This is a genomic window from Streptomyces sp. NPDC045778, from assembly GCF_056431945.1.
Genome location: NZ_JBWKJZ010000028.1, coordinates 107,291 through 127,302 on the forward strand (window position 1 = coordinate 107,291; position 20,012 = coordinate 127,302).

14 protein-coding genes and 3 pseudogenes are annotated in these 20,012 nt (G+C 69.6%); 9 read left to right on the forward strand and 8 right to left on the reverse strand.

Going from position 1 to position 20,012, the window contains the following annotated elements; genetic code table 11:
* Positions 1-205 precede the first annotated feature (205 nt).
* On the forward strand, positions 206-937 hold the full coding sequence (locus AC07GB_RS29990; protein WP_478850861.1) for an IS5 family transposase: 732 nt from the start codon (positions 206-208) through the stop codon (positions 935-937).
* Here the strand turns inward: AC07GB_RS29990 and AC07GB_RS29995 are convergent.
* On the reverse strand, positions 921-1,463 hold the full coding sequence (locus tag AC07GB_RS29995; RefSeq protein ID WP_478850863.1) for a GNAT family N-acetyltransferase: 543 nt from the start codon (positions 1,461-1,463) through the stop codon (positions 921-923). The two genes, AC07GB_RS29990 and AC07GB_RS29995, sit on opposite strands and share 17 nt — an antisense overlap.
* Positions 1,464-1,736: 273 nt before the next feature.
* On the reverse strand, positions 1,737-2,246 hold the full coding sequence (locus AC07GB_RS30000) for a DinB family protein (protein WP_478850865.1): 510 nt from the start codon (positions 2,244-2,246) through the stop codon (positions 1,737-1,739).
* Positions 2,247-2,732: 486 nt separating this feature from the next.
* Here AC07GB_RS30000 and AC07GB_RS30005 point away from each other — a divergent pair.
* The 3 genes and pseudogenes from AC07GB_RS30005 to AC07GB_RS30015 all read left to right on the forward strand — a co-directional run.
* Positions 2,733-2,846 (forward strand): annotated as a pseudogene (locus AC07GB_RS30005) (phosphotriesterase family protein); the annotation flags it as partial.
* A 539-nt stretch (positions 2,847-3,385) separates the two neighbouring features.
* Positions 3,386-4,258 carry an NAD(P)-dependent oxidoreductase gene (locus AC07GB_RS30010; RefSeq protein WP_478850867.1) on the forward strand — a complete coding sequence of 291 codons (873 nt, stop codon included), beginning with the start codon at positions 3,386-3,388 and terminating at the stop codon, positions 4,256-4,258.
* Positions 4,259-5,137: 879 nt separating this feature from the next.
* A complete protein-coding gene (locus AC07GB_RS30015) occupies positions 5,138-5,569 on the forward strand; it encodes a hypothetical protein (protein ID WP_478850868.1) in 432 nt (143 codons plus the stop codon).
* Between the two features lie 759 nt (positions 5,570-6,328).
* Here the strand turns inward: AC07GB_RS30015 and AC07GB_RS30020 are convergent.
* A complete protein-coding gene (locus AC07GB_RS30020; RefSeq protein WP_478850870.1) occupies positions 6,329-8,260 on the reverse strand; it encodes a hypothetical protein in 1,932 nt (643 codons plus the stop codon).
* A 289-nt stretch (positions 8,261-8,549) separates the two neighbouring features.
* Between AC07GB_RS30020 and AC07GB_RS30025 the strand changes: the two genes are divergently transcribed.
* A complete protein-coding gene (locus AC07GB_RS30025; RefSeq protein WP_478850872.1) occupies positions 8,550-12,245 on the forward strand; it encodes an nSTAND1 domain-containing NTPase in 3,696 nt (1,231 codons plus the stop codon).
* Positions 12,246-12,345: 100 nt separating this feature from the next.
* On the opposite strand, the gene AC07GB_RS30030 is transcribed toward AC07GB_RS30025, so the two are convergent.
* Genes AC07GB_RS30030 through AC07GB_RS30040 form a run of 3 tightly spaced genes read right to left on the reverse strand, consistent with a single transcriptional unit; the run spans position 12,346 to position 13,162 of the window.
* Positions 12,346-12,579, reverse strand: coding sequence for a hypothetical protein (locus AC07GB_RS30030; protein WP_478850874.1), 234 nt, complete (start codon positions 12,577-12,579; stop codon positions 12,346-12,348).
* A complete protein-coding gene (locus tag AC07GB_RS30035) occupies positions 12,549-12,872 on the reverse strand; it encodes a tRNA (adenosine(37)-N6)-threonylcarbamoyltransferase complex ATPase subunit type 1 TsaE (RefSeq protein WP_478850876.1) in 324 nt (107 codons plus the stop codon). Before AC07GB_RS30035 ends, AC07GB_RS30030 begins: the two co-directional genes overlap by 31 nt.
* On the reverse strand, positions 12,869-13,162 hold the full coding sequence (locus AC07GB_RS30040; RefSeq protein WP_478850878.1) for a hypothetical protein: 294 nt from the start codon (positions 13,160-13,162) through the stop codon (positions 12,869-12,871). Before AC07GB_RS30040 ends, AC07GB_RS30035 begins: the two co-directional genes overlap by 4 nt.
* A gap of 760 nt (positions 13,163-13,922) precedes the next feature.
* Here AC07GB_RS30040 and AC07GB_RS30045 point away from each other — a divergent pair.
* The 4 genes and pseudogenes from AC07GB_RS30045 to AC07GB_RS30060 form a co-directional block, all read left to right on the forward strand.
* Positions 13,923-14,762, forward strand: coding sequence for a hypothetical protein (locus AC07GB_RS30045; RefSeq protein WP_478850880.1), 840 nt, complete (start codon positions 13,923-13,925; stop codon positions 14,760-14,762).
* A gap of 775 nt (positions 14,763-15,537) precedes the next feature.
* Positions 15,538-15,903: a hypothetical protein gene (locus AC07GB_RS30050; RefSeq protein WP_478850882.1), complete on the forward strand. Its 366-nt coding sequence runs from the start codon at positions 15,538-15,540 to the stop codon at positions 15,901-15,903.
* A gap of 394 nt (positions 15,904-16,297) precedes the next feature.
* Positions 16,298-17,253: pseudogene (locus AC07GB_RS30055) on the forward strand (L-threonylcarbamoyladenylate synthase); the annotation flags it as partial.
* Positions 17,254-17,401: 148 nt separating this feature from the next.
* Positions 17,402-17,704 (forward strand): annotated as a pseudogene (locus AC07GB_RS30060) (RICIN domain-containing protein); the annotation flags it as partial.
* 379 nt (positions 17,705-18,083) lie between these two features.
* Here AC07GB_RS30060 and AC07GB_RS30065 read toward each other — a convergent pair.
* Positions 18,084-18,470 carry a peptidase inhibitor family I36 protein gene (locus AC07GB_RS30065; protein WP_478850884.1) on the reverse strand — a complete coding sequence of 129 codons (387 nt, stop codon included), beginning with the start codon at positions 18,468-18,470 and terminating at the stop codon, positions 18,084-18,086.
* Between the two features lie 109 nt (positions 18,471-18,579).
* A complete protein-coding gene (locus tag AC07GB_RS30070) occupies positions 18,580-19,557 on the reverse strand; it encodes a helix-turn-helix domain-containing protein (RefSeq protein ID WP_478850886.1) in 978 nt (325 codons plus the stop codon).
* Between the last annotated feature and the right edge of the window lie 455 nt (positions 19,558-20,012).

The window sequence follows — 20,012 nt, forward strand, 5'->3', positions numbered from 1 at the left end:
ACCACGCAGCAGCGGCAGAAGTGGCTCGACACTGATCGAGAGTCGATGAGGGTCGCTAACGTTGTTTGCAGGAGTCGCCAGCAGATGAGTGAGCAGGCGAGTTCGAGGAAGGCTCCGTGGATGTCGTCACGGATCTCCCAGCGGATGCGCAGGGCGGCGGAACCAGTGCGGGTGTGCGAAGGCGCGCTCCACGCCCCGGCGTTGCGTGCCCAGGCCGGAGCCTGAGTACGGGCCGTGGGGCCGGGCGTACGACCTGTTCCGCCGGTGGCGGCGGGACGGCACCTGGCATCGGATCTTCACCGCGCTGCAGGCCCGGGCCGACGCGAAGGAGCTGATCACCTGGGACATCAACGTCGACTCCACTGTGTGCCGGGCCCACCAGCATGCCGTCGGGGCGAGGAAAAAAGGGGAGCTGCAGAAGGAGCCGCCCGGCGGCGTCGCCGTCGAGCCGGACGACCACGGGCTCGGGTGCTCGCGCGGTGGCCTGACCACCAAGCTGCACCTGGCCGTCGAACAGGGCCAAAAGCCCCTGTCCATCGTGATCACGGCCGGACAGCGCGGGGATTCCCCGCAGTTCGGGCCTGTCCTGAACAAAGTCCGTGTCCCGCGTCTCGGGCCGGGCAGGCCGCGCACCCGGCCAGGTCGGGTGCGCGTCGACAAGGCGTACGCCTCCCGGAAGAACCGCGCTTATCTGCGGCGGCGCGGGATCCTCTGCACCATCCCGGACAAGGCCGACCAGGCCCGCGACCGCAGGAAACGCGGTTCGCGCGGCGGCCGGCCGCCGAAGTTCGACCCGCAGGAGGACAAGGCTCGGCACGCGGTCGAGTGCGGTATCAATCGCCTCAAGAGACACCGGGCCGTGGCCACCAGGTACGACAAACTCGCGGTCCGCTACGAAGCTGCCGTCCTCGTTGCCGCCATCAACGAGTGGTTGTGACGTACTGGTCCGACCACAACTCGAACACCCGTACTCGCCGACCCCCGGTGGGATTGACCGTCTCACGGAGCGGATACATCCCCAGTTTGGTCATGATCCGCTCGGAGGCGTCATTGCCCACTTGAGCGATGCTGACGATCCGCTCCAGCCCTCGCTCTTCGAACCCGAACCGTACAGCGGCCGCAGCGGCCTCGGTGGCCAAGCCCTGCCCCCAGTGGGAACGTCCCAGCCGCCAGCCGACCTCAACCGCCGGCAGTACCTCCGGCAAGAAGTTGGGCACCGAAAGGCCGGTGAACCCGGCCAACTCGCCGGTGGACCGGATCTCCACGGCGAACAGGCCGAAGCCCTGTGACTCCCACTCGCTCTCCCATGCCTGGACCCGACCACGAGTCTGCTGTTCGTCAAGGACGCTGCCGTCACGGATCCACCGCATGACCTCGGGGTCGGCATTGACCGCAGCCATGGGCGCAACGTCATCCTCACGCCAGCGACGCAGGATCAAACGGGGCGTCTCAAGCTTGACCATCCAATCATTCTGGACCACAAATGGGCTCTCCTCCATCCTCACCAGACACTTTCGACACACGCCCCAGTACCGCGGCGGGTTATCACCGGTTCCACGCCGAGTGCCCAGACGCAACATGCCCTGCATCATCGCGGCGCACCAGCTCCGCGTCGTTGAGCCGCAGCGCAGCGACCGGACGGCCGCCACAGGGCTGACCTTGGACTCCCTGTTTCCAGCCGCGCGGTCGATTCTCTGGAAGAGGCACACATGCGGAGGTCGGAGACTCCTCCAGATTCAGGCGCCCACGGTCCCGTCAACCCCCTCACGCAACAAGTCCGCATGGCCGTTGTGGCGGCCGTACTCCAGAAGCACGTGCACCATCACCATCCGCAGCGATACCTCCTCGCCCCACCTTGGCTGGTGCCCGGCCTGGTCCAGGGACTCCGCCTCCCGCTCGATGCGGCGCGAGTTCTCCACCTCGGCCTCCCAGGCCGTGAATGCCTCGTCCCTGGTCGATGTGCTCGCGTCGTACGCCGCCTGGAAGTCGATGTGGTCGGACCAGACCAGGGGCACGTCGTTGTCCTCGAACACTCGACGGAACCAAGCACGCTCCACCTCCGCCATGTGCCGCACCAAGCCGAGCAGCGAAAGCGTGGACGGCGGCATCGACTGCCGCCGCAGCTCCTCGTCGGTAAGCCCTTCGCACTTCATGGCGAGGGTCGCGCGGTGGTAGTCGAGGAAAGCCCGCAGCGTGTCGCGTTCGCTTCCAAAACTGGGCGGCCCTGTGCGCTTGTCGCTGGTCACTGGTCATGCTCCTCATCCGTACCTGTATCCAAGTCAGTATCACTCCCGTCGGCTGTCCCCAGACGAGGTGGCAATGTGAAGTCCCCTGAGTTCATGGACAGGACGTCCCTGGCTGATGCCGGGCAGCCCCGCGACTTGTTGGACGGTACTGGCACATCCTGGACGGGGCTTGCTTGTCGTGCCGGGCATGGTGGAGTTACTCCCCAGGTGCCCGTTCGCGATTGAGGCCGTAGGGCCTGTCGTCACTGCGGGCGTAGGGGGCGAGACACGCGGACGCCGGGACTCGTCGATCAGATCGGCAAGACCTTCGGCGCGATAGCGCTCCAACCACAAGGAGAATTCTGGTGTGGTGATTCGTCATCATGAACTGTCTGATGGAGAGCGGGAGTTGCTGGGGAGGCTATTGCCCCCGGCTGGTTTCGGACGGGTACGGCTGGATGACCGCACGGCCCTGAACGGCATCGTGTGGAAGTTCCGGACCGGGACGGCCAGGGGTATGGGCACCTCTTCCACTCATTCCTGCCCCGGCTACGGTCGGCGGGCGCCGACGAAGACCTCACCGATCTGACAACGCGCGCCGCCCGTTTCCTCACCGGTTGACAAAGCGACGTCCAGCCGCCCCCTGCCGTGGCTGGCGGATTGACTCCCCGAACCTCGACAGCGTGACAGTCGAGCCGGGTGTGCCCCCGACACTCTGGGGGCACCTGGCAGGCGATCTCGAGCTTTCATGGCGCTCGGCCATCGCCCGTGAGAGCCGGCCCCAGGGTCCGCTGCCGTGGGCCTTGTCGGCCGTGGCTCAGACGCGTGGAGCCCAGGCCGAGGCGGGAGACGGTCTCGCCCGCGAGGGTGAGGGCGCCCGCGGGCGGCGCGGCGCTCATACGGGCTGCTCCTTGCGGCAGAGCTGGACGGCTGGGCCGGTCCGACGGGTGGCCAAGCCGAACCGGTCTGTCCCCGGCTGCTGCTGCCCCAGTCGGCAGCGGAAGACGCCGGCCGTCAATCGCTTCAGGGCGCAAGGTGTTCTTTCCTTACACACCCAGAGGTAACCACGCACTTTTTTGTGCGTACTTGTGAGGTGTCTGTGCCGACCTGAAGGTGGACGGACGGCATCTGATCAAGCGAGCACATCAACAGGAGCACTTGTGGGCAACACAGCAGTCACAGTCATCGGTCTCGGCGAGATGGGACGGGCTCTGGCGGACGCCCTGATCACTTCGGGGCACCCCACGACCGTATGGAACCGCAGCGCCGCCAAGGCCGATGACCTGGTGGCGCGCGGTGCTGCGCGAGCCGCAACGGTCGAGGAAGCGGTCCTCGCCAGCCCCCTGACACTTGTCTGCCTACTGGACTACGACGTCACCGACGCGATCCTGCGGCCCGTCGCGGGCTCCCTGCACGGCCGGACCCTGGTGAACCTCGCCAATGGCACACCGGCCCAGGCCCGAGAGACGGAAGCCTGGGCAGTGGGCCATGGTGCGGCCTATCTGGACGGTGGGATCATGGCGATTCCCTCAACGGTCGCGACCTCGCACGCGTTCGTCCTCTACAGCGGGCAGAAGCAGCACTTCGAGGCGCACAAGGAGACGTTGGAGGCGCTCGGGGCAGCCAAGTACCTCGGCGCTGACGCGGGCATCGCCGCACTGTACGACCTGGCGCTGCTGAGCGCGATGAGCGTGATGTTCGACGGCTTCTTCCACTCGGTCGCCATGGCCACCTCACACCAGGAGGGCACCGCGGCCGGTTTCACGGAACTCCTGGTGCCCTGGCTGACGAGCATGACGCAAGTGATGCCCGCGTTCGCCGCCGACGTGGACTCGGACGCGGAGCCGGTGCTCACCCAGGGCCTCGACGTGGTGCTGGCCAGTGTGCGCAACATGGCACAGGCGTCCCGGGACGCGGGAGTGCGCGCCGACTACTTCGAGCACTCCGCGGCGGCACTGGACAAGCAGCTCGCCGAGGGGCTGACCCTCTACACCGCGCCCGGGGCGGTGCAACGTCTCAGGACTTCCAGCTGATCGAATCCCGATTATTCTCCGCCGCCATGGCCAGTGAATTCGTTGTCAGGCCACCGCGCGCACGGCCCAGCGCCTCACCGGAACGATGCTGGGCCGACTGCGGGCACCTGCCGGGTTTCCGCGGCGCCTGCTTGCGTGCGCCGACGGCATACTGAGGAGCACGGCACGCGGTGGGGCCCAAATTCGCCATCGCCCAGTCGACCGGGCCGTCCCCGTCAGCGACGGCCTGGACGGCCTGGACGGCCTGGAAGATATTCGGCGGGGTACTCGGCGCCCTTGACTCCGTCCGGTGGGTCAGTGGCCGTGTGCCCGCCGCCCACGCCGACTACAAGCCCGCGCAGCTGGCGACCGCATCCCGGGTCGGCCTGATGATCCCGCCTACCCAGGCTCATCAGCACACGGTCGGGCTTGGCCGAGGACGTGGGCCCCACGCCGCTGTATGCCCGCTGGGTCCGCTCCGGTCAGGGAAGTGAGCCACAGGTCCGTGTGCGACTGGAGCCCCTGCTCGCCGGAGTGGTGACCTCCTCCCTGAACCAGTTCGTCGCTTTCGGCCAAGGGAAACGGTTTTTCAGGTCACTGCTACCGAAGGCCCCTGCTCAGGAGACGCTGTTACCCCACTCTGGACTTCAGTGCAGTCGCTGCCCGGCAAAGGGTCGATGAGCGATCGGAACACTGCGGGGGAAGGAACACGTCATGGGGGTACGAGGGCGAATGCGTGGGACCGGTATGGCAATGGGGGCCGCGGTGGTGGCGGTAGCAGTGGCATCTGGGCCGGCGGCGAGCGCCGAGCAGTGGCGGCCTCGGCCCGGGACCTTGTACATCTCCGACCTGCCCAAGACCGAGTCGTGGCGCGCGGCACCGGTCGCGCGAGGATGGGGCATGTCACACGAATGCCTTGCGAACTGGCCGGAAGGCCGACCCGAAGTCAACGTCTGGCACCGGGACTTCAGTACCGCGGAGACCGCCTACGCCGAGCAGAAGGTGGTGGTCTTCGCCACCGAAGCGGAAGCCATCACGTTCGCGGAAGAGACCCGCAAGAGCTACGCCGAGTGCGCGAACCGTCCGCAGGAACCCGGGGTGACCGCCACCGGTTACGACCACGGCGTACTCGACGTGGAGGAAGGGGCGACGTTGCACGGGATGTACACCTTCGACGCCGAGGCATCCGACCGCCCGCACTTCAACTACCTCTGGGGCGTCGGCCGCGACGGAGACACCGTCACCCTGAACATGTGGCAGAGCTACTGGGGGGACCCGCCGGTCACCGAATGGAAGAACACCCTGCGGACCGCGGTCAACAAGCTGTACTGACCTGCCACGCGGCAGGCGGAGCGTCTCCGGCCGGAGTTATGAGAGGCGTTACCGCGGTCCAGGGCCGCAACGCGAGCTTGTTCACCTGGGTGGGAGCGTGGAGCCCGCCCACAGCACAGCTGGCTCACCTACGGCACGCGCCGCGAGGGGGCGGACCCGGGTACGTCCGCCCTCCATCCGCCGACCTGTGCCTGTGCCGCGCTGCACAGCGCACGTGCAGCTCATCAGTCACCCTGGTCCGCCTGCCCATCACCGCAGCGCTAGAGGATGCGCTCGTATCGCTACGGCAGACGGAATGTAACGCTCCATGAGCGAGATCGGACGACGGCGGTGGAACCTGGAGGTCGGGTCGGCCTACTGGGACGGTCTGGATGTACCCCGGCACTCCGGGGGATCTCGCCCGCCTCTTCTCGGCTCTGCGCTGGTGAGGCCCGGGCCGGAAGGCACGCCCACGGCCTGCGCAGATCCCGCTACCGGGGCCTGGCCAGCCACCTCGCAGCACTTCGCCCCGCCTGACCACAGGCGGGGCGAAGCGACAGGGCCCGAATTCACCAACAGCATCGCAGTAGTGACGGGGCCCATGGCACCGGCTCAGGAGGCGTGCTCTCACACGCGCCCCCTGGCCCATGCCCGGAAGACCCGGCTACCAGTGGGAGGAGCACCTCTTCCACGGCCGCACCGCCCCGGTCCCGATGGCAGCCACGACGCAGGGTGGCGCTCGGCGTCTGCCGGTGATGACGTGTTGTCACTGTCCGGTTATCACGGTCCGGGCCGGGGGAGGGGCTGTGGCCGGGCGTGGGCGCTGACCATGCGCAGGTGCTCGGCGAGATAGTCGTAGTCGTGGCTGAGGACCAGCTTGTCGAGCGTCCTGGTGAATTGGGCCCACTCGTCGGCTGTTTTGCCGACGGCTGCCAGGCAGTCGGGTCCGGCGCCGATCAGACGGGCGGCCCAGCCCAGGAGGGGATGGCGTTCGTCAGCGGGCTCCTCCGGCAGATCAAGCAGTTGATCGAGGAGCGTCGCCAGTCGGTCGTGGTCGGGTTCCCTGTCCATGGCCGCGGTGAACAGTTCCTGGCGCAGCTCGTTCAGGGGCGCGGTCAGGGAGCCCTCGAAGTACATGCGGTCCAGGCGGGCCAGGGCGGTTCCGGCGCGCCCCTGCACCGAGGCGGCGGCGCGGTTTCTGATGGACAGGAGTTTGGTGATGTTCTCCTCGAGGAAGGGGCCGTGGTTGCCGGTGTGCCGGTCCATGTAGCGCAGGATCTGGGCGCCGCCCACGCCCACGCCGTCCGCACCGATCCAGACCGTCCTGGGCAGGTGGTGGAAGCGGAAGCCGGCGGAGAAGTAGGTCAGCAGGCCCGCCTCGTGGGCCCGGTGCACCAGGGTGAGCGCCTGGGCGTGGGTGATCTGCTCGATCACGCAGGTGCTGGGGTAGGTGTTCGCGGTGCCGTCCCAGGTCACCTTGTCGAAATGGCCCTCGACCGTCAGTTCGATGCCTAGGTGTGCGAGGGCGAACCGGTCCGCGACCAGCGCCGGGCGGCCCCCGTGGGCCGCGAGGGTCGCCGGGCGGTCGTCGACGATCGGCGTATTGAGGTTGAAGGCCGCGGACAGCACCTGCCGCAGCGGGTCGCGGCGCACAGTCGCCGCCAGGGACCGCATCAGGTCGACTGCTTGACGTGCCGTCATCCGCTCGACGGCTATCTTGCACTCGGCCAGCCCCTCGGCGAACAGGGCCGAGCACGAGGCGGCCAGGGTGTGCACGGTCTTGAGGAGGGAGTCGTCCGCGTCCCCCTCGAACATGGGACGCCCCACGTAGGAGGAGAGGGGCGCGTCCTGGCCGATGTGCAGGCGCACCCGGCCGACCGTGCGGATGGAGGGGATGCGGTACGGCTCCACCGCCTCGCGGTCCGCGTTGCGGCCGCGCTCCAGGTGCTCGATGTGAACGATGACGCCGTCGAGGTTGGCCCGGTCCGCGGAAGTTCCCCAGACATGCCCCTCGCCGGGGTCGGTGACCGACATATAGGTCTGGTGGTCCCTGAAGCCACTGGTGCCCCAGGTGCGGTAGGGGCGGGTGCCACGGGAGCCCAGGTCGACCAGGGCGTAGGCGCAGCGCACCGCGATCGCCTCGTCGCGGGTCAGCACCCGGTGCCAGCGGCGGCAGGCTTCGAGCAGAGCGGTGGCCGCGTCGAGGAACCCGGCGTCGCCGGGGACGGAGCGGTCAGCGCGCGTGCCGGCGGCGGGGCCCTCGCCGCGTACGAGGGTGACCTCCACGGCCCCCTCCTCGCACCGGACTTCGGCAGCGCCGGTTCCCGGCCTGAACGGCGCGATGTCCGCCGCGTACAGATCCAGGAATTCCTGGTAGAGGGGCCAGAGTTGGTCGGCCTCGATCACCGGGTCGGCCAGCTCGTCCAGGATCGGGCCGAGGCCGGAGTGGAACTCGCCGGCCTGGGGGAATTCCTCCGCGAGCCGGCCCAGACGCCCGCGGATGATGTCGGTCAGCTCGGCGATGGACCTGCGCTGGGGCAGTTCGAAGCCGATGTCCTGCTGGTAGTCGCCGTCGACGTGGACGGACTGTTTGACGAGCCTGTTCCGCAGGAGCGCCGTGCTGTCGAGGATGTGGTCAAGGACGATGCGATGCAGTTCCCCCGCGGTGAAGCGCCGGTGCTCGACGGCTCGATGGGTGGTAGGTGAGGTCATCTTTCTCCCCGTGACTGGTGGACCCGGGGCCGCTGTGAGTGCTGTGGCGGCCGGGACGGGTCCTGGTGTTCGGCGGGCCCGGGACCACAACCACCCCCGTCGGCGGCGGTGCATCCGGGCTCGCTCCCTCGATTCCAGCAGCTGCCGCATTGATGAGCAGCCCCTGTCCGTGCCGTGCATCAATTCACCTCGTGGTGCTGCCGCTGGCCGACGATCGCCGTACGAACCGCCTCGACCTTGTCGGAGGTCCGCGGGGATCCCTAGCGTGGACTTGGCCGGCCGCGGTGCGATGGGGGACAGGGTGGGACGTCGTGAGAAGCCGTTGGACCCGGCAGCGGGACCGGTGCAGCGGTTCGCGCATGAGCTGCGCATGCTGCGTCAGGAGGCCGACGGGCTGACGTATCGGGTGATGGCGGGCCGGGTGGGATTCTCGACGACGGCGCTCTCCCGGGCGGCCTCGGGCGAAAAGCTGCCGTCCCTGGACGTCACGCTCGCCTACGTCAAGGCCTGCGGCGGGGACGTGGAGCAGTGGACGCGACGCTGGCACGAGGCGCAGAGCGAAGCCGTCCGGATCCCCGTGGAGCCGATTGATGCAACCGACGCGCCCTACTGCGGACTGGCGCGCTACGAGCCCGGCGACCAGGACCGGTTCTTCGGCCGCACCCGCTTGACGGACGACCTCGTCGAGCTGGCCCGCACTCACCGGATCACCGTGGTCCTGGGCCCGTCGGGCAGCGGGAAGTCCTCGCTGCTCCGCGCCGGCTTCATCCCCCGGTTGCAGGCCACCAGCGACCCGGCGCTGCGTCCGGCGGCGATCCGGCTCCTCACCCCTGGCCCGCGCCCCGCGCGCGAGTATGGTGAACGGTTCGTTCCGGCCGCGGGACGGGGGGAGACGTGGCTGGTGGTGGACCAGTTCGAAGAGGCCTTCACCGTCTGCCAGGATCCACAGGAGCGCCAGGAGTTCATCTGCCTGCTGATACGGGCCCACGACCCGGCCAGTCGGCTTCGGGTGGTGCTGGGAGTACGGGCGGATTTCTACGCCCGCTGCCTCGAACACCCGGACCTGGCCGTCCTCCTCAGCAAGGGGAGCCTGCCGGTCGGCCCGATGACCCCCGACGAACTCCGCGAGGTGATCGTCAAGCCCGCGGCCGCCGATGGCCTGATCGTGGAGCGGGCGCTGACCGCCCGCCTGATCGACGAGGTGGCCGGTGAGCCGGGCGGTCTGCCCCTGCTCTCCCACGTCCTGCTGGAGACCTGGCGCCGCCGCCGCGGCCGCACCCTGACCCTGCACGCCTACGAAGCCGCCGGCGGCCTGCACGGCGCCATCGCCCACAGCGCCGAAAACCTCTACACCCACCTCACTCCCACGCAAGCGGAAACAGCCCGCCGCATCCTGCTGCGCCTGGTCATCCCGGGCGAAGGCACACCGGACACCCGCCGCCCCGTCGAGCGCGCCGAGTTGAGCGAGGCCTGCGCGAACGCAGAGCAGTCCATGGTGCTGCACCGTCTGGCGGGCGTACGGCTGATCATGTTGGACGACGACACCGTCGACCTCGCCCATGAAGCCCTGATCACCGGCTGGCCCCGGCTCCGCGCCTGGATCGAGGCCGACCGCGAGCGCCTGCGCGCCCATCGGCGCCTCACCGAAGCCGCCCAGGCATGGCAGGATCTCGGTCACGACTCCGGAGCGCTCTACCGCGGCACACGCCTGGCGGTGGCGGCGGAAGCCTTCACCGACCCAGGCGACCTGACGTCGTCGGAAAGGGCCTTTCTGGCGGCGAGCCTGGACGCACGCCGTCAGGAACAGCGAGCGGCCACCCGTACCACCCGGAGGCTGCGAGCCTTCAGTGCCGCCCTGGCCGTCCTGGTACTGCTGGTCTCCGTGGCCGCCGGCACGGCCTTCGACCAACGCTCCACCGCCCGGAAGCAACGGGATATCGCCGTGTCCCGTCAACTCACGTCCGAGGCCGCCGAGTTACGCGGTGCGCAGACGTCGTCCAGGAACCAGAACGTGTCCGTCGCGGCGCAACTGGACATCGCCGCCTACCGCATGCATCCGTCGCCGCAGGCGTACACGGACCTGGTGAATGCCACGGCGACTCCGCTGTTCTCCACCGTCACCCAGCCAGGCGCCGACGAGGAACAGCACGCCGCGCTGAGCCCGGACGGGCACACCCTGGCGACCGCACGCGACGAGATGATCCAACTGTGGGATGCCACCGTTCCCCCTGAGCCCCCTCCCATCGGCCATCCCATCAGCGGCAACCTGATGGCGTTCAGCCCTCGGGGACACATACTCGCCGTCGTCGACGACAAGCCGAGCACCAAGGACGTGCTCCGCCTGTGGGACACCACAAATCCGGCCGATCCGGTCGCGCTCAGCGCCCCCATCACCATCGGTTCCATCTACATGCTTGCCTTCAGTTCCGACGGGCGGACACTGGCCATCACTGTTCACCCCCGCTACAGCCGGGACACACAAGTCCAGCTGTGGGACACCAGCCGGCCGGCCCACCCACGCCGGGGCAGCACCTTGCCCGGCGACGAAGCGATGTTCAGCCCCACAGGGCACTACCTGGCCATCGCGAACTCCGGAACGGAGAGAGTGCAATTGTGGGACGTCGACGGACCGGCGTATGTCACGCGCATCGGCAAGCCACTGCCCGGCCGGAACGCGGCACTCAGCCCACGCGGGAACGTGCTGGCCACCTCGACCGTCGCCACTGAGGAACTCGACGGCGGCATCCAGCTGTGGGACATGACCCGGCCGGGCCGTCCCGAGCGCCTGGGCAGTCCTCTCCAGATCTCCCACGACGACATCTCAACGATGACCTTCAGCCCCCACGGCTACGTCCTCGCCACCGCGCAGAAGGACACCATCCGCCTGTGGAACGTGACAAGCGCGGACGGCCCGGTCGCTGTGGGCAGGCCGCTCGGCCAGGCAGGGACGGTTTCCCTGGACTTCGGTCCCGACGGGCACACTCTGATCGCCGCCGCCGACACCGTCCGCGTCTGGACTCTTCCGCCTACGTTCCTGACCGGTCGGCCAGGTGCCGTCGAGGCGGTGTCCCTCAGCCCTGACGGGTCCACTCTGGTCACGGCAAGCAGCTCCGACGCACTCGACGGCCGCACTGAGGAGGTCCTCCTCTGGGACGTCAGCGTACCTGCCCGGCCGCGACGCCTCGGCGTCCAACTGTCGGGAGGCATGGCGACGTTCGCACCTCGGGGCCAGCTCCTCGCCACGGCAGGCGGCGGCAGGATCCGGCTGTGGGACACCAGCGATCCCGCACACCCCAAGCGCCTCGGTCCGCCCCTCCCCGTGTCGGACGACTGGACCCCGTCGATGGCCTTCACCCCTGACGGGCGCATGCTCGCGGTGGCTGTCGGGCAAAGCGAGATCGCTCTCTGGGACACCAAGGACCCAGCGCACCCCGAACCTCTCGGCAGACCTCTCACCAGTACCACCGGCGACTTCACCGATGTGGCATTCAGCTCCGACGGACGCATCCTCGCCGGCACGAACTACGACGAGGGCTCGTTCTGGGACACCACTGTCCCCTCCCGCCCCGAAAAGCTCGCCGACCGCCATACCGGTCTCGGCCTGCTCGTCGACGACGGGGCGAACTCCTTCGGCGCGGTGGCGTTCGGCCCCGACGGCCACACCCTCGCCACCGCCGGCGACGACGAGGACGTCCGGCTGTGGGACCTGCACGGCACCGGTCGGCCCACGCTCCTCGGGAGCCCGCTCACCGAACACACCAAGCCCGTGTCCGCCGTCGCGTTCAGCGCCAACGGGCATTCCCTCGCCACAGGCAGCCAGGACGGCACAGCCCGCCTGTGGGAACTCGACGCCGACCGGGCCGTCCGGCACATCTGCGCCGTCACGAAGAACACCCTCACGAAGAAGCAGTGGCGGCAGTACGTCGGGGATATTGCCTACCGGCCGCCGTGCCCGCCAGGAAGCGATGGAGATCGGGACGGATGAGGAATCCAACCGCATGCCCCGGCGCGCCTGAACCTCTGCCTGCGCGCCTGCCTGAGCAACCCGCGCTTCACCTGGCGGCACGGGAGGCCGGGGGAGCCCGTCACCCTCCCCGGACGGTGAGGCCGGCTCGCGAGGGCAGGTCGGTCGTAGTGAGGTAGTACTCCTCAACGGCGCGCCAGGGCGCGATCCAGGCGTCGCGTTCGGAGCCACGCCCCCGGGCGTACAGGGGGTGAAGGCACAACTCGCCGGGGGTGTCGACGAAGACGGTCAGGTCGTAAAAAGGGGCCAGTTCGGGGCGGGCGGTCAGGACGCCTTCGACTTCGACGACGACCACTCCGCCGGGCGCGAGGTGGCACGGCTCGCCGCGCAGCGTGGCGTTCGCACCAGGCCGGTACGGCGCATAGCGTGCCGCCTTGCCGTCCGCGAGCGGTACGAGGACCTCGTCACGCAGCTCCTGCCAGGTTCCGGCCTGCCCAGCTGCTCGGCCAGGGCGGCGGCCAGTGTCGTCTTGCCCGCCCCCGCACGGCCGTCGAGCGCCACCACGGCGCGGCCGTCGGTCGCGAGGTCTGCGAGCGCCGCGGCGATCTGCTGGGCTTGCTGCCGCGGCGTCTGCTGGAACATCGTCATGGGGGACTCTCTACGGCTCGCGGCCTCTGCTCGGCAACCGCCAACTGCTCGGCTTCGGCCCGCGCGCTGGACGGCAGGTGGCGCCGCCGGGTCGCGGCCGGCACGGAAGCGGCGACGGCGATGACGGCGGCCGTGGCCGCAGCCACTCCGAGCCCGTGCGCGAACGCCTCACGGGCGGCGGCTTCCAGCTGCCCGGCCAGGCTCTCCGGCAGGTTGGCGGCGGCCTCCTCGGCGCCCCCGAGGGTGTCCCGCGCGGCATCCGCGCTCGCCTCCGGTACCCCCTGGGGCATCCGGCCCGTCAGCTCCCCCCCCGGTAGACGGCGGTGCCCAGGCTGCCGAGCAGCGCCACGCCCAGGGCCGCGATCACGTAGCCGGTGATGAGCAACGCCAGGGCGAGCCGACGATGGTGCCTACCGAGGCGGGCACCATCCAGGCGCCGGCCGCGAACGGCGTCAGGTCGAGCACCTCTTGCAGGTACAGGGCGATGAAGAGCTGGGTGCCGCCCAGGGCCCCTGAGGTAGTCGGCGGGTACGCCCGCAAAGTCGGACTGCACCGGACAGCCAGGGGGCTCTTACCCGAGACGCCGCAGAATGTAGCGGGGGCTCTCTGTGGCTCAGGCCTGGCCAAAGCTCTCTGTGGCTCAGGCCTGGCCAACGACGCGAAGTCCCCGACGCTGGAGCGTTGGCTGGCGTGACAGGTGCTGTCCGTGTGTCCGTGCTGGCGACGCGTCCGGAGCAGCGGGGCGAACAGGCCACCGCCCAGACCGAACAGGCCAGGTCCGCACCGTGCGCGGACCGGCTGCCCGAACCCGCCGCGCACCCGCCGCGCGCCCGCCGGGCGACGATGCCGAGGACGGATAGCGGTGCGCTCTGCGCACACCATGCGCACTCGAAGGTGACCTACCCATGCTGTTACCTCGTTCACATGGGTCAAGTGCCCTGCCCTCACCGAAGATCCATCGGGGACACTCCCCCGCGAAGTCCTCTCTGTCTGGTCTATACCAGCAGGTAGAGTGCCGGGCCTTCTTCCTCCTCATCTCGCTGGAGCCTCATGTCCGCCTCGTCGCCCTACCCGCCGCGCCCCTACAATCCTCAACCACCTGCTCCTGCCCGGCGGTGGTGGAAGCATCCGGCCCTGATCATCGCGCTGCTGATCTTCCTGCCCCCGGTCGGTATCGTGCTCGCGTGGCTGAGCCCCTGGAAGCCGAAGACGAAGATCATCGCTTCGGTGCTGTCGCTCGTATGGTTCCTGTTCATCCTCTTTCAGGATCCGCCTGAGGAGAAGAAGGCAGCGGCCGATCCCAAGCCGGCCGCGACGGCGACCGCGACCCCCACCCCCTCCGCGACGACGGCCGAGTCGACGCCGACGCGGACGCCGAGCGACGCGCCCATGCCGAACGTCGTGACGAAGACGTACGCGGACGCATCGAAGAAGATCGGCAAGCTGATCGACGGCGACATCCGTGCGTTCAGCGCCTACACAGATGTCGAGTTGCCCAAGGGCCATGACGACTGGGTCGTCTGCTTCCAAGGCCCCTCGGCGGGCAGGACGCTCGTACGCGAATACGCCGATCCGAGCCTGCACCTGGTGGCGCCGGGCACCAGGTGTCCGAAGAACGAGGGCACCGAACGGCACCCCACGCCCACGCACGAGCCCGAGCCCGAGCCCGAGCGCGAGCCGGACAGCGGGTCGACCGGCGGCAGCACCACTGGCGGTTCCGGCTCCTCCGACAGCCCCAGCGGCGGTTCCTCTTCCGGCGGGTCGGGCACGGGAGGCGTCGGGCCCGTCACGCCCGGCGCGTACTGCTCGACGCCCGGAACGACCGGCGTGGGCGCGAACGGCCACGTCTACACCTGCAAGGGCCCTGGTCAGGAGCGCTGGCGCCGCTGACCACGAAGAGCCGAGGCCCCCGCCCCGGAGCGATCCGGACCCGGCGGGGGCTGTCACTCCGGGCTCCGCGTTCACCGGAGCGGTGCCCCGTCGCCCCGATACACCGGCTTCCGTCATGGAGTGCCCGGACGGTGCACTGCCCCCCCGCGGGTTATCCGCCGCTTCGGAGTCGACGGCACCTTCCCCGTTGCCCGCCGGACCACAGCCAGGCATCGCGCATGCTGGTAAGACCGGCACCGCGAGCGCGAACGCCGTCAGCGGACTTCCTCCACGGGAGCCGTGCCCAGGACTCGGACGACTTCCTGGAAGGGCTGCGCTCGACGGCGCGACAGCAGTTCGTGCGCCGCGCGCATGGCCTCAGCCAGGTGCCGGACAAGCGAGGTGTCCTGCCTCAGCTGCCGGGCTGACCGGGGCACGTTCTCAAGGCTCGCCGCCCATCGACCCACGTCCTCAGCAACGCGGCGCGCCCGTAGTGGCCCCGCAACGAGCAGCGGCCTCCGCGACGGCGATACCCCCCTGGCCGGTCGGGGCTTCTCCTCATCACCACCGTGTCCGGTGCCCACCACCCGGCCTACGATCACCCGGACGGTGGCCAGTCCTGGATCACCTCCTCATCGAGGACGGCATAACCGTCCTCGTGTACAGCGCGAGCGCCCGGTACGGAAGTCACCGCCGTCACAGCAACTCCGTAGGGCAGTCCGAGTCCCAGCCGTCGCGGGGATGTCACCCATCTGACTGAATGCACTCATGGTTGTCACATGACTACCCTTGGTGCATGGCTGGCTGGAGTCGTGCTGCTCGGTGGTCCGCTGCGCGGGCCGCCGCCGTGGCGCTGATCTCTCTGGTGCTCGCCCTGTGCGGCACCCAGCTCGCCCCCGGACACCTCGCAGACCCGGCAAGGGCTGCTACGACCCTGACGACCGAGCCCGGCGTCGACGAGAGCACCGCCTGCTTCAGCGGGCAGCGCCGCTTCTCTCGTGCCGCCCGAGACCGTCACCCCCTCGGCGGGCGCACCTGCCTACCGTCCCCCGCTCCTGAGGCCGGCGCGTCGAAAAACCCTCCGCGCCAGGCAGCCACGCCCTGGCCCGAGAGCGCCGTCCTCGCCGCTGCCCGCGCCCGCCATACGGTCCTGCGCTGCTGACAGGCGCCCATCCCGCCCTCTGCGGACACGCCCCCACGCACAGCACCAGCAGGAGAAGCATCATGGCCATCGATCCCGGCCGCGCCCTGGAAGCCTATCTGCGCGCACAGGCCTACCTCGCCCCCCACCCCACCCCTCAACCCGATCGACCCGAACCCCGTCCCGCACCTGGTCGTGGACCTGCGGCCGTGGACAGCGCGGAGTCACTGCCCGCGGCACAGCAGACACCTCCCGCGCGCCGCAGGCACAGGGTTCTGCCCCGGCTTCTGTCCGTACACCGCACACCGACTCCTGCCGAGAGCTCCCGGCAGTCATAACACCCGTGGGCGGGCCGGAACATGACCGGCCCGCCCCCTACGGCACTGCCCCGGGCGCACTGCGCGCCGGAGGCCTGGTGGCCCTCCCGACCGAGACCGCCTACGGCTTGGGCGCCAACGCGAGGACCCCGCTGCGGTCGCGCGCATCTTCCAGGTCAAGGAGCGTCCACCCTCCCACCCGCTGATCGTCCACATCGGCGGCGCGGAGCATCTGGACGACCGGGCCGAGGACGTGCCCCCGGCGGCGCGCCTGCCGGCCGAGCACTTCTGGCCGGGGCCGCTCACGCTGGTCCTGCGGCGTGGCAGCCGGGTGCCTCTCGAAGCGACTGGTGGCTTGGAGACGGTGGCTGTGTGCGTTCCCGACCACCCTGTGGCGCTCGGGCTGCTGTCGGCTTTCGGTGGGGGCGCCCCGGCCCCGTCCCCGCCCCGTCCGCCAACCGTTTCGGCTCGGTCAGCCCCACCACGGCGCACCACGTCCGTGCTGAGCTTGGCGACGAGGTCGACTTCGCGCTGGACGGCGCTCCCTGCGAGGCCGGTGTCGAGCCGACCATCGTCGACGCCACGGGCGACGCCCCGAGCGTTCTTCGGCCCGGCGGGGTGACACGCGAAGACCTCGAAGCGGTACGGGGGCGTCCGCTCGCGGTCCCTTCGACGAGCCGTGCCCGGGTGCCGGGTGCCGGGTGCCGGGTGCCGGGTCCCGGGTCCCGGGCCAGCATCCTTCCCAGTACGCGCCGCGAGCACGGGCCGTCCTCGTCGAAGCCGAGAAGGTCATTGCCGAAGCAGAGCGTGCCCTGGAGCACGGGTACCAGGTCCGCGTCCTCCTCCCCCGTCCCTCGCCGACACCCCGGTCAAGGCCTACGTCGTGGTGGCGGTCCCCGCCTCGATGGCCATCTAAGCGCGCCGGCTGTACGGGTTCCTGCGCGAACTCGACCAGCAGGGATGCGACCTCATCGTCACCTCCTTGCCGGAGGAGGAGAGGCTGGCACTCGCGATCGCCAACCGGCTCCGCCGCGCCGCAGGGCCCCGGCCTTCGAACCGGCGTGCGGGGTTACTGGGCTCAGTGGGGCTGTTGATCGGCAGCCTTGCCTTCACGACCTCGGCGTCAGCCGATCCGGTCCCCGAGAGCGCGAAGGCCGACCTCGGAGTTCCGATCGTGACGATGAAGAGCAACAAAGTGCCTCGAAGTACGGGACGGAAATCGTGGCAACGGAGCGTTGGAGACGACGTGGGACTGCCACGGTGGCGCCCAGCAGCGCTGGACATGGGTCAGCGACCAGCTCGTCAGTGACCTGTCGGACAAAGGCCCGGCGAGGTGCCTGGACATCGTCGCGGTCAACGCCGACCGGGGTGCCGCGGTGAACATGTTCGACTGCCACAGCGACTGGCCGGCCCAGCAGTGGCGCATCGCGGGGAACCGGATCGTGAGCAAGCCGAGCGGACCGTGCCTGGACCTGTCCGGCGGAAACCCTCACACGGTGCCGTGATCCAGACGTATGAGTAAAACAACAGCAACGCTCAGGACTGGCGCATAGCCTGACAGGCGGCTTGTTCGCGGTCTGGCGAGCACGGTCGCCGAACCGCAAGCAGATGCCACCAGCCGCGCGCCGCGGCGAGGCGGCCCCCGAGGGCTGCTGGGCTGTACGACGGCGCGGACAAGGCCCGGCAGAGCGCGGCACGCTGGAGCGCGCGGCGGCCCAGCCGACACTCGCGCGGCGGCCGACCACGGTCACCCGCACGTCACTGCCCTACCCCGCGCCCCCGACAGTCAAGCCGAGGGCGCGGGGCTGGGGCAGCCCCCCCACACCAAGCCCCCCACACCAAGCCCCCACACTGATGGGAGGTGAGGGGCTCTGGTGCCGAGGACTACTGCGGCCTGAAGGAGCGGATCTGGTAGTTGCCCATCAGGTTTCCCTCCGCGTTCGCCGGAGTGGAGCCCACACGCTGGTTGTAGTTCGTGGCCTTGTAGTACTGCTTGCGATGGGTGGTCTTGTTCGCCACCGACAACACGTTCAACTGCCGCTGGATGAAGCCGCAGTCGTCGGCCGTGTTGGCGCGCTGAGCGCTCTGCCAGATACAGCGCTCGCCGGTGCCGTTCCAGCCGCTGTAGATGCAGAAGTACGCGGCGGGGCAGTTGTACGCCGCCGGGGCCGGCGCCGGGGCGGGGGCCGGGGACGCCGACGCGAGTGGAACAGTGCCGAAGGTGGCGGCCAGGGCCATGGAGGCGACGAGCAGCGAACGAGTCGCACGCATAGGGAACTTCCTTTCCTCGACTGCGGGCCGGGGCGCGGATCCGGATGCTCGGGTGTGCGGATGTTCCGCACCGGGGCTCAACTGTGGCCCGGTCCCGGTCACGGCGTCTTCAGTAACCAGCGCAAGAATCCTTCGCATCCAGCGCAAGCGCCCGCACCTCGGTGGGAGGTAATCCATAGGCGTTGCGGAACACCCGGCTGAAGTCGGCGGGGCGGTGGAAGCCCCATCGGGCGGCGATCTCGGTGATCGTACGGTGGCGCTGGCCGGGGGCGGTCAAGTCGGCGTGGCAGCGCTCCAGGCGACGGCGGCGGATCGTGGTGGCCACGGTGTCCGGTGCTTCACGGAAGAGGAGGTGGAGGGTCCGTACGGAGATGTGGTGGTGGGCGGCGATGGAGGCGGGGCGTAACTCGGGGTCGCCGAGGTGGTGGTCGATGAACGCGTTGATGCGGGCCAGCAGCACCGACTTGCGGCTCTCGGCGGGGAGGCTGCCCTGGGCACCCAGCCGCCCCGCCAGTACGGCCGCCGCCAGATCCATGCCGATGTGGCCGAGCCGGGCCCGCTCCTGTGAGCCGGCGGCGCGGGCGGCGTCGGGCAGCCCCGCGAGGTAGGAGCCCAGCAGCCTCGCCGAACCGGCCCCGGTGGCCAGGGGCTCAGCCAGCAATCGGTCCGCCTTGCCGCTCGCCAGCGGCAGTAGCGAACGCGGCAGCCTCATCAGGGTGAGCCGGACCTGTCGGCCATGGTCGGGGAAGTCGCACGCCAGCGGGTGCGAGGTGGAGAACAAGGTCATGTCGCCCGGCCCGAGGCAGACCACTCCACGCTCCTGCTCAAGGCGGATCGGAGAGCCATGCACCAGGACGAGGTAGTACACCTCGGGGTCGGAACGGCGGATCTGCGCAGCGGAGCGACGGACTGTCATCGGGGAGAAACCGAAGAACGCCACCTGGCTGTCGGTGAGTTCGACGGCGTTTACCCGGCCCTGGAACAGGGGCGCGTGCGCGCTGCGTACTGTCACGGGCATGACCTCGTTGCCGACCATCTCGACCCACCAGTCGAACCGGTCATGTGCCGGGACACTGTCGGTACTCACCCTCAGCACCGGCCCCGCCACGTCCCCCTGTTGCCCTGACGTCTCATCGAGAGTGGACATCCCACGATGTTGCCTCAGAGGGGAACCAGGAACCAGGCGGTTCTACCCGTCTGGCTTGTCCTGCCACGCCCCGAGCGTGGCGCCGCGCCCCGTCTCGGAAAGGGAGCCTTCAAGGGCCGCCGCCACCGGCGCGCCGCGACGATGTCATCGAGAGCTTCCCGCGCGAGCCCACCAACAGCTCCCCGCAGCGCCCACCCGTGCCACCCCATGACCCTGATGCCAGGGCCGCAAGCGACGCTCCCACTGCCAGTTCGACCCCCGTCAGCACAAGGCGCCGCAGGCCAGCATTGCGCGTGGGCGCTAGGCGGTGTCGTCAAATGTTCACTGCTGGTGGATCATGGTGTCGTGATACGTCGCCATGAACTGTCGGACGCCGAGTGGGAGTTCGTCCGGCC